General features: G+C 65.3%; 9 protein-coding genes and 1 other annotated feature. Of the genes, 2 read left to right on the forward strand and 7 right to left on the reverse strand.

What is annotated here, in order from left to right; genetic code table 11:
* Positions 1-5 precede the first annotated feature (5 nt).
* Positions 6-1,166 (reverse strand): M20 aminoacylase family protein, encoded by a 1,161-nt coding sequence (locus ACIGJE_RS12270; RefSeq protein ID WP_311933294.1) that lies wholly within the window; start codon positions 1,164-1,166, stop codon positions 6-8.
* Between the two features lie 98 nt (positions 1,167-1,264).
* Here ACIGJE_RS12270 and pgi point away from each other — a divergent pair, with 98 nt between their 5' ends.
* Together pgi and ACIGJE_RS12280 are read left to right on the forward strand one after the other, a co-directional pair.
* Complete coding sequence (pgi, locus tag ACIGJE_RS12275; protein ID WP_311933293.1) at positions 1,265-2,902, forward strand: glucose-6-phosphate isomerase; 1,638 nt, start codon at positions 1,265-1,267, stop codon at positions 2,900-2,902.
* A 160-nt stretch (positions 2,903-3,062) separates the two neighbouring features.
* Positions 3,063-4,148, forward strand: a complete 1,086-nt coding sequence (locus tag ACIGJE_RS12280; protein WP_311933292.1) for a dipeptidase — start codon at positions 3,063-3,065, stop codon at positions 4,146-4,148.
* Positions 4,149-4,349: 201 nt separating this feature from the next.
* Here the strand turns inward: ACIGJE_RS12280 and ACIGJE_RS12285 are convergent, their stop codons facing one another.
* The 6 genes from ACIGJE_RS12285 to ACIGJE_RS12310 all read right to left on the reverse strand — a co-directional run bounded on the left by ACIGJE_RS12285 (position 4,350) and on the right by ACIGJE_RS12310 (position 13,177).
* Entirely contained in the window at positions 4,350-5,084 is a 735-nt protein-coding gene (locus tag ACIGJE_RS12285) for an endonuclease III domain-containing protein (protein WP_415082725.1), read from the reverse strand.
* A 10-nt stretch (positions 5,085-5,094) separates the two neighbouring features.
* Positions 5,095-8,424 (reverse strand): error-prone DNA polymerase, encoded by a 3,330-nt coding sequence (locus ACIGJE_RS12290; RefSeq protein WP_415082727.1) that lies wholly within the window; start codon positions 8,422-8,424, stop codon positions 5,095-5,097.
* Entirely contained in the window at positions 8,421-10,139 is a 1,719-nt protein-coding gene (locus ACIGJE_RS12295) for a Y-family DNA polymerase (RefSeq protein WP_415082729.1), read from the reverse strand. Before ACIGJE_RS12295 ends, ACIGJE_RS12290 begins: the two co-directional genes overlap by 4 nt.
* Complete coding sequence (locus ACIGJE_RS12300; RefSeq protein WP_367623992.1) at positions 10,054-10,839, reverse strand: ImuA family protein; 786 nt, start codon at positions 10,837-10,839, stop codon at positions 10,054-10,056. Before ACIGJE_RS12300 ends, ACIGJE_RS12295 begins: the two co-directional genes overlap by 86 nt.
* Positions 10,840-11,001: 162 nt before the next feature.
* Positions 11,002-12,486, reverse strand: a complete 1,485-nt coding sequence (locus ACIGJE_RS12305) for a SulP family inorganic anion transporter (RefSeq protein ID WP_367623991.1) — start codon at positions 12,484-12,486, stop codon at positions 11,002-11,004.
* A gap of 69 nt (positions 12,487-12,555) precedes the next feature.
* Positions 12,556-12,611: a sequence feature (sul1 is cis-regulatory element that is thought to sense ions involved in sulfur or methionine metabolism; They are found in Alphaproteobacteria), on the reverse strand.
* 410 nt (positions 12,612-13,021) lie between these two features.
* A complete protein-coding gene (locus tag ACIGJE_RS12310) occupies positions 13,022-13,177 on the reverse strand; it encodes a hypothetical protein (RefSeq protein WP_415082732.1) in 156 nt (51 codons plus the stop codon).
* Between the last annotated feature and the right edge of the window lie 16 nt (positions 13,178-13,193).

Consider the following 13,193-nt stretch of genomic DNA (forward strand, 5'->3'; position numbering starts at 1 on the left):
CGCTCTCAGCCGGCGAGCCGTGTTTGCGCCAGTTGCGTCCAATAGCTGATCCCGGCGGGGATGATGGCATCGTTGAAATCATAGGCGGCGTTGTGCAGGCCGGCGCTGTCGCCATTGCCGATGAAGATGAAGGCACCGGGCCGTGCCTCCAGCATGTAGGAAAAGTCCTCGGCCCCCATCATCGGCGGAGCGGCCGTGTCGACAGCGGCAGAGCCTGCCACCATGCGGGCAATCTCGCCGCAATAATCGGTCTGGGCGTCGTGGTTGCGCGTCACCGGATATTGATGCCGATAGGTGACCCTGGCCTTGGCGCCGAAGGCCTGTGCTGTCAGTTCGGCGACCTCGGTCAGGCGTTTCTCCAGCAAGGCGCGCATGCCGGCGGTGAGGGCGCGACAGGTGCCGTGCAGATGGGCGGTGGAGGGGATGACGTTGTAGGGCCCGCCTGTCTGGATCGTCGTCACCGAGATCACCGCGCTGTCGAGCGGATCGGCATTGCGCGAGACGATGCTCTGCAGGGCCGTGACGATCTGGGCGGCGACCAGCACCGGATCGATGCTCTCATGCGGGCGGGCGGCATGGGCGCCCCGGCCGGTGATGTCGATGTCGAACGTGTCGCTGGAAGCCATGATCGGGCCGTGGCACATGGCAAAATGCCCGGGCGCCAAGCCCGGCAGATTGTGCATGCCGTAGACTTCCTCGATGGCGAAGCGCTCCATCAGGCCGTCCTCCACCATGGCCTTGCCGCCGCCGCCGCCTTCTTCGGCTGGTTGGAAGATCACCACGGCGTTGCCGCTGAAATCGCGCGTGCTGGCAAGGTTCTTGGCTGCGCCCAGCAGCATGGCGGTGTGGCCGTCATGGCCGCAGGCATGCATCTTGCCCGGCACGGTGGAGGCATATTGCACGCCGCTCTCCTCCAGGATCGGCAGCGCATCCATGTCGGCCCTCATGCCGACGCTGCGCGAACCGGGGCGCCCCCTGATCACGCCGACCACGCCGGTGCGGCCGATACCCTCGACGACCTCGTCACAGCCGAAATCGCGCAGGAGCCCGGCCACCAACCCGGCCGTGCGCTCGACGTCATAGAGCAACTCCGGGTGGCGATGAATGTCACGGCGCCATTCGGTCGCCTCGGTTGCCAGAGCCTTGATGCTTTCCGAAATCGTCATATGCCTTCAGTTCCAATATTGATTTATGCCCCCGCTCCGGGCGACAAACACACCCCGCAGTTTGGCATGCCTTCGGACAATGAGGAAGGGAAACGGATATGGAGCATTCACAGGCCGCAAAGGTTTGGCAGGATCTCGAAGCCCACAAACAGAAACTGGCCTCGACGACGACGCGCGACCTTTTCGCCGCGGATCCCGACCGATTCGCCAAGTTCTCTTTCACCCTCGACGACGTGCTGGTGGATTTTTCCAAGAACCGCATCGCCGACGAGACGCTGTCCCTGCTGCTGCAGCTGGCGCGGGCGCATTGCATCGAGACCCGCCGGGACGAGATGCTGAAGGGCGACAAGATCAACACCACCGAGGGGAGGGCGGTGCTGCATACGGCCCTGCGCGCGCCTGCCGATGCCGACATCCGGGTTGACGGCAAGAATGTCGTGCCCGACGTGCATGAGGAACTGGCGCGCTGCTATGCCTTCGCCGAGAAAATTCGCTCGGGCGAGCTGCGTGGCGCCACCGGCGACAAATTCACCGACGTGGTCAATATCGGCATCGGCGGCTCCGACCTCGGCCCGGCCATGGGCGCCCGTGCCCTCTCGCCCTATGCCGACGGCCCGCGCGCCCATTTCGTCTCCAATGTCGACGGCGCCGACATGGCGGACACCCTGTCGCGGCTCGACCCTTCGCGCACGCTGTTCCTGGTTTCCTCGAAGACCTTCACCACCATCGAGACCATGACAAACGCCCAGTCGGCGCGGCAATGGATCGCCAAGTCGCTGGGCGAGACGGCGGTGGGCGACCATTTCGCGGCGATCTCCACCAATATCGTCGCGGTCGAGGCCTTCGGCATCAACAAGGACCGGATGTTCCGTTTCTGGGACTGGGTCGGTGGGCGCTATTCGATGTGGTCGGCCATCGGCCTCGGCCTGATGATCGCCGTCGGGCCGGAGAACTTCTCGGAATTCCTGGCCGGCGGCCATGAGGTCGACCACCATTTCGCCACCACACCGCTGGAGAAGAACATCCCGGTGCTGATGGGCCTGATCGGCATCTGGCATCGCAATTTCATGGGCTATGCCGCCCATGCCGTGCTGCCCTATGACCAGCGGCTCGGGCGCTTTCCGGCCTATCTGCAGCAGCTCGACATGGAATCCAACGGCAAGCGCGTGCATCTCGACGGCTCGCCGGTGACCTCGGAAACCGGTCCCCTGGTCTGGGGCGAACCCGGCACCAACGGCCAGCACGCCTTCTACCAGCTCATCCACCAGGGCACCAATGTGATCCCGGCCGACTTCCTCATCGCGGCCGAGCCGCATGAAGCCGGCATGGGTGATCACCACGCCATCCTGATGGCGAACTGCCTGGCGCAGACCGAAGCGCTGATGCATGGCCGTTCGCAGGAGGAGGCGACTGCAGTGTTGAAGGCCCAGGGCCTCGACGACAAGAAGATCGCGCTTCTGGCTCCCCACAAGGAATTCCCCGGCAGCCGCCCCACCACCACCATCGCCTATCGCAAGCTCACCCCGCGCATGCTCGGCCGCCTCGTGGCGCTCTACGAGCACAAGGTGTTCACGCAGGGCGTGATCTGGGGCATCAACTCCTTCGACCAGTGGGGCGTGGAACTCGGCAAGGAGCTCGCTTCGCGCCTGCTGCCGGTGGTGAAAGGCGCGACCGTCGACGGGCTCGATGCCTCGACCAAGGGGCTGGTGGCCCATCTGAAGTCGCTGCGGGGCTGATCGAAGAGGATCTCCCGCTCGACATTCGCTCCACGAAACAGGCCCGGCCGCGAAGGCCGGGCTTGCTCTCTCTCAGGCATCCTTTGTGGCAGCGCCTGGGTGAGAAGGCCGGCCCCTCCCGGGCCGAATGATCGCGCTGCCGGCCTGGAAAGACAGCCCCATGAACCCGACCGTCGAACCGTCAGCCATCGTCCCTGTCTTCGATGGCCATAACGACACGTTGCTGCATCTAGCCTCCAGCAAGGCAAAATCGGCCGAGGTGATGTTCGGTAAGGGCGACGGTGCCGGGCATATCGATCTGCCCCGGGCGCGCGCCGGCGGTTTTGCCGGCGGTTTCTTCGCAATGTTCCCGCCTCCCCAGGCCTCGACGACCAATATGGACGAGGAGATGAAGGGCGCGAGCTATGATCTGCCGCTGCCGCCCTTGCTGCCTTGGGAGAAGGCACAGGCCTCGACCGTCGGCATGCTGTCGATCATGTTGCGACTGGAACGGGCCTTTCCCGACGATGTCGCCATCTGCCGAAGCGCCGCCGAGATCCGTGCCGCCATGGCGGCCGGCAAGATCGCGGCCGTCCTGCATATCGAGGGGGCGGAAGCGATCGATGCCGATTTCGCCAGCCTCGACGTGCTCTTCGCCGCCGGCCTGCGCTCGATCGGGCCGGTCTGGAGCCGCCCCAACATCTTCGCCCATGGCGTGCCTTTCCGCTTCCCGGCCTCGCCGGATACCGGTCCCGGCCTGACCGAGATCGGCCGCGAATTGGTGAGGCAGTGCAACAAGCGCGGCATCATGATTGACCTTTCGCATCTCAACGAAAAGGGCTTCTGGGACGTTGCCGGGTTGAGCACGGCGCCGCTCGTCGCCACCCATTCCAACGTCCACGCTTTGTGCCAGTCCACGCGCAATCTCACCGACAGGCAGCTCGATGCCATCAGGGAGAGCAGCGGTGTCGTCGGCCTCAATTTCGCAACCTGCTTCCTGCGGCCGGACGGCGCCATGCGTGCGGATACCGATCTCGACGTCATGGTGCGCCATCTCGATTACCTGGTCGAGCGTCTGGGCGAGGATGGCGTCGCCTTCGGTTCGGACTTCGACGGCGCGGTGATCCCCGCCGCCATCGGCAGCGTCGCCGGCCTGCCGCGCCTGATCGAGAGGATGCGCGCTGCGGGATATTCGCAGGCCCTGCTGCACAAGATCGGCCATGAGAATTGGTTGTCGCTGCTGGAGCGGACGCAGGGACAGGCCTGAGATTTACAGGATTAGGCGCGAGAATCCTTCTCCCCTTGTGGGAGAAGGAGCCCCGTAGGGGCGGATGAGGGGAGATCCGCGACCTTTTGGGATATGTACTGACACCCCTCATCCGGCGCTACGCGCCACCTTCTCCCGCAAGGGGAGAAGGAAGTTGTGTCTCATTCGTCATGGTTTCGAGGGCATAGGGCAGCATCGAACCTATCGCCTCGGGATCTTTGATGCCAAGGCGGATCCATGCCGGCACAGGTCCGCCATCCCGCATCGCGAGCAGAGCGGACGCTGGCTGGTGCAGACCTCCTGGCCGAAGCGTTTGATCAGCCAGTGCAGTTCGTAGAGGTCGTCGGCATCCCAGCTCGCCGGCATCAGGCGCAGCATGATCTGATGGGCCCTGGTGAAGCTGGCATTGTCGGGCAGCAGGCCGAAGCGTTCGCCGAAACGCCTGATGTGCCGGTCAACCACGAAGACACGCCGCCTGAGCGTCGAGAAATTGAGCACCGCCGCCGCGCATTTGGGGCCGATGCCGTCATGAAGCTGGAGCAGCTCCATCCCGGTTTCGACTGAAAGCGCGGCGAGATGGGAGAGATCGAAGCGTCCCCGCTGCTCGACGATGCGACCGACCGAAGCCACCAGCTGGCTGGCTTTCTTCTCGGGATGGGTAACGTTGGCAAGCTGCGTGAGCACCTCGCGGGGGTCGGCCTGCCCCAGCCTGTCGAGGGGACGGAAATGCTCGCACAGGGCCTGGAAGTCCTTTTCGGAGTCGCGATCATAGGTCTCCGAGCTGATCAGTGCCTTGACGAATTGCTCGGGCGGCGTGTGTCGCCGGGCGTGGCGCTGCGGGCCGTAGGCCGCGAGCAGGCGCTCGCGCAGCACGGCAATGGGCTCCTCTCGGCCGAAATCGAGCCCGAGCTGGATCTGCTCCCGGATGGCAGGCATGCCCAATTCCTCAATGGAAATCCCGGCTCTTGAACAGGCTGAGTTCAAGCTGAGCTGGCGGCGGCGGTGGTGAAGCGCCATCCGACATGTCGCGCAGGCGGGCGAGTTCGGCGGAGAGGTCGAGCACTTCCTCGGCGATGACATGCACCACGTCGCTGGCACGCTGCAGCCGGCCGCGTATGGCGACGAAACGGGCATTCATCACCGCACGGCGATTCCTTTCGAAGGTCCGCGACCACACGATGATGTTGGCGATGCCGGTCTCGTCCTCGATGGTCATGAAGACGACGCCGCTGGCCGTGCCGGGGCGCTGGCGCGTCACCACCAGGCCGGCGACGGTGACGAGGCTGTCCTGCTTGAACTTACCCTCGCGATGCGCCTCGTTGGTGATGGCGCCGAGATGCTGCAATTGCGGGCGCAGGAAGGAACAGGGGTGGGCCTTGAGCGACAGGCCCGTCGACTGATAGTCCTCCAGCACATGCTCGCTCTGCGACATCACGGGCAGGGCGACGGCGGGCTCGGGGAACAGGGCATCGTCGAAATCGGCGGCCAGCAGCGGCATGTCCCGGCTCGTCCTGGTAGCGCCGATGCCGATGGTCTCGAAGCGACGCACCGCCCAGAGCGCCTCGCGCCTGTCCAGGCCGAGAGAACGGAAGGCATCGGCCTCCGCCAGTTTCTGCATCGCCGCCAATGGCAGGCCGCTTGCCGTGCCGAAGCGCTCCAGGCTGGAAAAGCCGTTGCCGCGCCGGCCGGCCATTGCCGTGATCTCGTCTTTCTTCAGCCCGGAGACCAGCCGCATGCCCAGACGCACGGCAAAGCGGTGTTTGGTGGGGTCGCCGGCCGGTTCCAGCGTGCAGTCCCATTCGCTGTAATTGACGTCGACGGGCCGGATCTCGACGCCGTGATTTTCGGCATCCCGCACCAGCTGCGCCGGCTGGTAGAAGCCCATGGGCTGGCTGTTGAGGATGGCGGCGCAGAAGACGTCGGGATAGTGGCATTTGATATAGGCGGAGACATAGACCAGCACGGCAAAGCTGGCGGCATGGCTTTCGGGAAAGCCATATTCGCCGAAGCCCTCGATCTGGCTGAAGCAACGCTCGGCGAAGGCCTGTTCATAGCCACGGCGCACCATGCCGCCGATGAACATCTCCTTGTAGTTGCCGATCGTGCCGGTGTGCCGGAAGGTCGCCATGGCGCGTCTCAGGCCATCGGCCTCGTCCGGCGTGAAGCCGGCGGCCTTGATGGCGATCTCCATGGCCTGTTCCTGGAAGAGGGGAACGCCGAGCGTGCGGCCCAGCACGTCCTCAAGCTCGTCCTTTTTCCCGAACTCGGGAGAAGGTGAGGGAAAGATGATGGGTTCGAGACCATCTCGCCGCCTGAGATAGGGGTGTACCATACCCCCCTGGATCGGGCCGGGGCGGACGATCGCGACCTCAATGACGAGGTGATAAAATTTCCGGGGTTTCAGGCGCGGCAGCATCGACATCTGCGCCCGGCTCTCGACCTGAAACACGCCGACGGAATCGGCTTTGCACAGCATGTCGTAGGTGGCCTCATCGTCGCGGGGCAGGGCCGCGATCGCGCCGAGGCGCCGGTCGTAATGACGTTCGAGCAGGTCAAGCCCGCGCCGGATGCAGCTCAGCATGCCGAGCGCCAGAACATCGACCTTCATCATTCCCAATTCGTCGATGTCGTCCTTGTCCCATTCGACGAAGGTACGGTCCGCCATTGTGGCGTGGCAGACGGGCACGGTGTCATCAAGCCTCTCGCGCGTGAGCACGAAGCCGCCGACATGCTGCGACAGATGGCGGGGAAAGCCGGTGAGGGCGGCGGTGAAATGCAGCGCCTGGCGGATCACCGGATTGTCGGGATCGAGGCCCGCCTGGCGCACCCGACTGGGTGTCCAGGTCTGCATGCCCATGCCCCAGACCGTCTTCGACAGCGCCGCCGTCACGTCCGGCGTCAGGCCTAATACCTTGCCGACTTCGCCCACCGCCCGCCTGGAACGGTAATGAATGACGGTCGAGCAGATTGCCGCACGATGACGTTTGTAGCGATCATAAATGTACTGGATGACTTCCTCGCGCCGTTCATGCTCGAAATCGACGTCGATATCCGGTGGCTCGCCGCGGTTTTCAGAGATGAAACGCGAAAACAACAGTTCCGTTTCTTCAGGATTAACCTCGGTGATGCCCAGGCAATAGCAAACGGCGCTGTTCGCGGCCGAACCGCGTCCTTGGCAGAGGACTTTGAGGGTATTGCGGGCATGATCGACGATGTCATGCACGGTGAGGAAATAGGGCGCGAATTCCAGCTTGGCGATCAAAGCGAGTTCGGCGCGAACGGCGTTGACGACTTTTTCCGGCACTCCGCGGGCAAAGCGCTTCCTGGCACCGGCCCAGGCCAAGTCCTCCAGGTGTTGCTGGGCGGTTTTGCCTGGCGGAATGGGTTCGTCCGGATATTCGTATTTCAGCTCCCTTAGATTGAACGTGCACGCCTCCACGATTTCGAGCGTGCGCGCCAAGGCCTGCGGATGATCGGCGAAGAGAACGGCCATCTCTGCGGGCGACTTGATATGGCGCTCTTCGTTGATTTCGAGCCGCAAGCCGGCTTCGGCCAAGGTGCATTTCTCGCGGATGCAGGTGAGGATGTCGGCGAGCGGCCGCTGGGCCGGGACGTGGTAGAGCACATCGTTGATAGCAACCATCGGGGCGCCGATCCTTTCGCCCAGCTCGGCGAGCAGGCCGAGGCGGCGGGGCTCGTCGCCTTTGAGGCGGTGGCTGCCGGCGAGATAGATGGAGCCTGGCGCGGCCTCGGCCAGTCTGGTTGCCCGTGCGACGAAGAGGGGATCGAGCGTGTCGGGCGGCAACACGATCAGCTTCTGCCCCTCGCAGGCGGCGAGAATGGCTTCGAAGCCGAACTGGCACTCGCCTTTCGCGCGCACCATGCGCTTGTTGTTGTCGCTGAGCAGGCGGCAGAGCCGGCCATAGGCCTCGCGGTCGGTGGGATAGGCGATGGCCTCGAAACCATCCACGGTGACGAGGCGCACGCCGGGCAGATAGTGCAGGGACGGATATTTCCTGGCTTCGCGCAGGGCCCTGACCACGCCGGCGAAGGAGTTGCGGTCGGCGACGCCGATGCCGGCCAGGCCGAGCCTGTGGGCCTGCCGCACCATGTCCTGCGGGAAGGAGGCGCCGCGCAGGAAGGAGAAATTGGTGGTGACGGCCAATTCGGCATAGGCAGGTGGGGCAGGGGCCGGCAAATCCGCAGGAAGCGCCTGGTCTTTCGCCCTGCCGGGAATGACGGCATGGCCGCTATAGGCCTCTCTTTCATACCTCATGCCAGCAGCCCTCGCAGGGACCAGTTCTGCCGGCCGTCATGGCAGAGCCAGAAGCGCTGGCCGTGCTGTGTCTCGGCGACGTAATAGTCCTGACGGGTCGGCGCGGGCAGCAGGACAGCGCGCTCACGCGTGGCTTCCCCATCCTCGAAGCGGTTGCGCTTCTGGCTCTTAGGGCTTTCGCTGTCGGGGAGGGCAGGCGATTCCTCCCCCATCTTGCCCCAGCCATATTCCTCCTTGCCCGGCTTGTCGGGCAGGGCCGGGGGAGCCGCTTCCCACCAGGGACCGGCGATGCGCTCCGGCCCCTGCAGTGCGGTGATGCGATGGGACGAGCCACGCCAACGGACATGGTCGGGCAGGCCTTCCGGGCTGGTCGCAAGAATCTGCAGGGGCTCGGGCTGGTCGAGGAACAGAGGCGGCCGCTGATGCGAGCCATCGGCCGCCGGCCAAGTTGGCTCGGGATCGGCGGCATCGCGTGCCTCCTCGGCAAAGGCCGGATCGTGCCGGGCGACGGGATGGAGCCGCTGTACGCTGCCGGGGCCGAGGCGCTGGCGGAGGGCGTCGATCAACTCGGCCCGGCGTTCGGCGGCATCGGCCGGCGGCGCATCCCGGCGTCCTTCCTTGAGGGACAGGCGGCTCTGACGCTGGCCGAATTTCTCGGTGACGGTGGCGGTCAGGCTGATGGTCTCGAAGCCGAAGCCGGCATCGATGGTCTCGCCCAGCCGTTCCAGGTCGAGCTCCACCAGCCTGGCGATATGGGCCGGATCGCGCGTGGCGGCGGCAAGGCCGATATGGATGGTGCGCACCTCGCCATCGACCCGGAACAGGCGCAACTGCAAGGCGCGTGCTGCCACCCCGCCCGCGACGAGGGCGGGAACCAGGTCCTGCATCAGGCGGGCGGCGACATGCACCACGGCCGCCTGGCTCACCACCGGCTCGAGGAGCTGGCGGCTGCGATGATAGAGCGGCGGCGGCTCGATCAAGGCGAGGGCTTCCTCACGCCGCCCCATGGCCTGGTCGAGGCGCTTGAGCAGGATCGCATCGAAACGCGCGGCGAAGGGGGCGCGCGGCTTGCCGATGAGATCGCCGATACGGGTGAAGCCGAGGCGGCGCAGGGTCTGGACTGTTACGTCGCCAAGGCGCAGGGCCGCCAGGGGCAGATCGGCAAGGGCCGGGCCGGGATCGCCGTCCTCGGCGATGACAGTGCCGTTCTGGGCATGGAAGCGGGAGAGTGCCCAGGCCGCGCCCGGCGTGTCGGCCAGCGCCACGCGCGCACCGAGGCGAAGATGGCGCAGGCGCTTGACGATGTCGGCAAGAAGCGTCTGTTCGCCGCCCGCCAGATGGCTGGCGCCGGTGACGTCGAGGAACAGGCCGTCGGCCCCGTCGGCCTCGCGATAGAGGGCCACGGAGGGCGTATAGCGCATCGCCCATAGGCCGAGCCGGTGCAGGGCCCTGGCATCGGCCTCCGGCATGGCCGGGCGGGTCTGCAGCCCCGGCACCTTGGCTCTCGCATCGGCGACCAGCCCGCCCGCGGCAAGGCCCTCGATCTCGGCCGGCTTGCTGGCGGCGGCAATGCGCGGGCCTCCGGCGGCATCGACCGTCAGGACGAAGGGGTAATGAGCATCGATCGTATCAAGCGACCTTGGCGCGTTGCTCTGGGCGACGAGAAAGCGCTGGATCGGCCAGCGTGGCAGATAGATCGAGACGATGCGAGGCATGGTCATACTCCATGAGCCAGGATCCGCTTTGCCCGTTGCGGCTGCGCTCGAGCCGAACGTGCCAGCGCCAGGCGGTGAGAAGGCCGAAACGATCGCGCGGCCCGGCGGCCGCGCCGATGCGCCAGCGGGTGATCGCGGCCAGGGAAGGCGCGGCCAAAGGCGGGCGCAGAAGGAAGAGAGGACAGGGGGCGGAGGCTGCCGCGAGCTGGAGGCGTCGGCTGGTGGCGGCGTCCATGCCGCCGCCCGTCACGGCTGCCACCGCCGCGGCGGCGCCGGAGCGCAGGATTTCCTCCATGGCCCAGGCGGCCTCGGTCTCGTCGCCGGCCGCGGCCATGATGAGCCCGGCGGGGTCGAGGCCGAGGGCGTTGAGGCCGTGGCCGTAGAGCCGCCCGAGGCCGGCCAGGCCGCGCGGCGAGGTCACCAGCCAGACCATGCCCTTGGCCTGGCGCAGGGACAGGCGGGAGGCGAGGAAACCCAGTGCGCAGCCATTGTCGAAAATGGTTTGCGGCGCAATTTCATGCAGGCCGTCCAAGGCGAGGCCGCCACCCGGCAGGCGCGCGTCGATCGCCCCGATGCCAAAAGGCAGCACGCCGGCATCGGCATGCACATGGTCGAGCCGGGGCAGCAGGGCACGCAATTCCGCCAGCTTCTCGGCTCGTTGGCCGGCGAGGACAGAAGGAGGGGGAACGCGTATCGTCATGGCTATGATCCGTTTCGCTCAGACTAGAACAAAACAAGAACATTTCAAGCAGAGTCTTTGATCGCGCTCCATCGGGGCGGGAAAGAGCCCGGCATGGTAAAGGGACTCTTCCATCACGAGATGGCAGAGTCCCCTGATTTCAAAGGCCTTACGAAGCGCGCTTCAATGCGAGGGCAGGGAGCGGGGCTGGCCTTCCTTGTCGTGCACGGCGAAGCGTTCCACCAGGGTGGCGCTGGCCTCGTTGAGGCCGACGACCTCGACCTCGCGCCCGTGGCGGCGCGCCTTGAGGACGATGCGGTCGAGTGCGCCGACCGCCGAGATGTCCCAGAAATGCGCCGCCCCGACGTCGATGACGATCCGCTCGACGGGTTCCTGCACATCGACGGCGTCGCTGAAGGTGCCTGCCGAGGCGAAGAAGATCTGGCCTTCGACCCGGTAGACGCGCTCCTTGCCGTCGGCCGAGAGGGTCGAGCGCACGCGGCTGAGGCGCGAGACCTTGCCGGCGAAGAACACGCCCGACAGGAGCACGCCAACCAGCACGCCCTTGGCGAGGTCGGCCGTTACAACCACGGTGCCGACGGTTGCCAGCATCACCACCGAGGAAGGCACGGGGTTGCTGCGCAATTGCAGGAGCGAGCGCCAGGAGAAGGTGTTGATCGAGACCATGATCATCACCGCCGTCAGGGCGGCGACCGGCACGATGGCGAGCAGATCCTGCAGCGCCACCAGCAGGATCAGGAGAAAGCCACCGGCCACCAGCGAGGACAGGCGGCCGCGCGCACCGGAGGACACGTTGATCACCGACTGGCCGATCATGGCGCAGCCGCCCATGCCGCCGAACAGGGCCGAGGCCATGTTCGCGATACCCTGGCCGGCGCATTCGCGGTTCTTGTTGCTCGGCGTATCCGTCATGTCGTCGACGATCTGCGCAGTGAGCAGGGATTCGAGCAGGCCCACGGCCGCCAGAGTGAGCGCCACCGGTGTCAGGATCCGTAGCGTTTCCAGCGTCAGCGGCACCTCAGGCAGACCGAAGCTCGGCAAAGTGGAGGGAAGCTCGCCCAGATGGGCCACCGTGCGCACGTCCAGCCCGAAACCCCAGGCGATGGCAGTGAGCACGGCGATCGCGACCAGAGGTGCCGGAATGGCTCTGGTGACATAGGGAAACAGATAGATGATGGCGAGGCCGAGGGCGATCAGGCCATAGGTTGCCACCGGTACATGCACGAGCTCGGGCAGCTGGGCCAGGAAGATCAGGATCGCCAGGGCGTTGACGAAGCCCGTCATCACCGATTGGGAGACGAAGCGCATCAGCCGGCCGAGCTTGAGGAAGCCGGCGATGATCTGGAACGCGCCCATCAGGATGGTGGCCGCGAACAGATATTGCAAGCCGTGGTCGCGTACGAGGCCCGTCATCAGCACGGCGGTGGAGGCGGTGGCCGCCGAGATCATGGCGGGGCGCCCGCCGGTGAAGGCGATCACGCAGGCGATCACCACGGAGGCGTAGAGGCCGACCTTGGGGTCGACGCCCGCGATCACCGAAAAGCCGATGGCTTCGGGGATCAGGGCAAGGGCGACGACGATGCCCGAAAGCACGTCGCCACGCGGATTGGAAAACCATTCCCGGGAATAGGCAGACAATTTGTTCATGAGAAAATTCGCAAGGGACATGCGGCCATACCCGCTGAAACGGGTTGGATGATGCTGTCGCGCCATTTGCGTTATCCGGCGGATCGGCGGCCGGAAGAGCCACCCGGAATTTCACCGGGTCCTTCTGAATGGCCTCCTTCTAGCGGCAAGGCGCAGGCGGAGGCAAGGCGAAAGGCAGGACCGGCTGCATTTTGTTGCGGCCGGCAGCAAAACCTAAGCTTGCTCACACAGAAACTGTTCGCGAAAAACAACTGTCGGGAAAGATGGCTGCTTAGGGCTTGTGTGAAGGGCGCCGTTTGAGCTTCCCTATCATCCAGACAGCGAGCACCAACCCGAACATCCCCATCGCCAATAGCCAGTGCCCTTGTGCGGAGGTCACTCCAACTAAAGCGCCAATACCCGCTCCCCAATGAAGTGGCCGCTTAGTTGCATTGGCCGCATCTGAAGCGGGCAGACCTCTGCCCGTCCAATTCCCCGAGATGATATCTTTCTTGTCATCGTTCATAGCTTGCATTCCGCTGTCGGGAAAAGCCGCTCACACCGAGGAATGATCGAGGTCTTGGAATTTTGTGCCGATGCGCTTTCGCATGCGGGCAAAAGCTTGGTCACCATCCCAAATACGGCGCAGCTCCTCGATTGTTTGTTCGCGCTGAGTTCGACGAAACTTCCAATCGCGCAGTGCTTCACGCATGACCTCGTTAGCCGGT

This window comes from Labrys sp. E2SS-1L, from assembly GCF_057073705.1.

What these genes read in the sequence shown, in the direction of transcription:
- ACIGJE_RS12295 (WP_415082729.1), bottom strand. Translation starts at nt 10,139, where the DNA reads ATGCCTCGCATCGTCTCGATCTATCTGCCACGCTGGCCGATCCAGCGC.
- ACIGJE_RS12290 (WP_415082727.1), bottom strand. Translation starts at nt 8,424, where the DNA reads ATGAGGTATGAAAGAGAGGCCTATAGCGGCCATGCCGTCATTCCCGGC.
- ACIGJE_RS12300 (WP_367623992.1), bottom strand. Translation starts at nt 10,839, where the DNA reads ATGACGATACGCGTTCCCCCTCCTTCTGTCCTCGCCGGCCAACGAGCC.
- ACIGJE_RS12280 (WP_311933292.1), top strand. Translation starts at nt 3,063, where the DNA reads ATGAACCCGACCGTCGAACCGTCAGCCATCGTCCCTGTCTTCGATGGC.
- ACIGJE_RS12270 (WP_311933294.1), bottom strand. Translation starts at nt 1,166, where the DNA reads ATGACGATTTCGGAAAGCATCAAGGCTCTGGCAACCGAGGCGACCGAA.
- ACIGJE_RS12285 (WP_415082725.1), bottom strand. Translation starts at nt 5,084, where the DNA reads ATGCCTGCCATCCGGGAGCAGATCCAGCTCGGGCTCGATTTCGGCCGA.
- ACIGJE_RS12310 (WP_415082732.1), bottom strand. Translation starts at nt 13,177, where the DNA reads ATGCGTGAAGCACTGCGCGATTGGAAGTTTCGTCGAACTCAGCGCGAA.
- pgi (WP_311933293.1), top strand. Translation starts at nt 1,265, where the DNA reads ATGGAGCATTCACAGGCCGCAAAGGTTTGGCAGGATCTCGAAGCCCAC.
- ACIGJE_RS12305 (WP_367623991.1), bottom strand. Translation starts at nt 12,486, where the DNA reads ATGAACAAATTGTCTGCCTATTCCCGGGAATGGTTTTCCAATCCGCGT.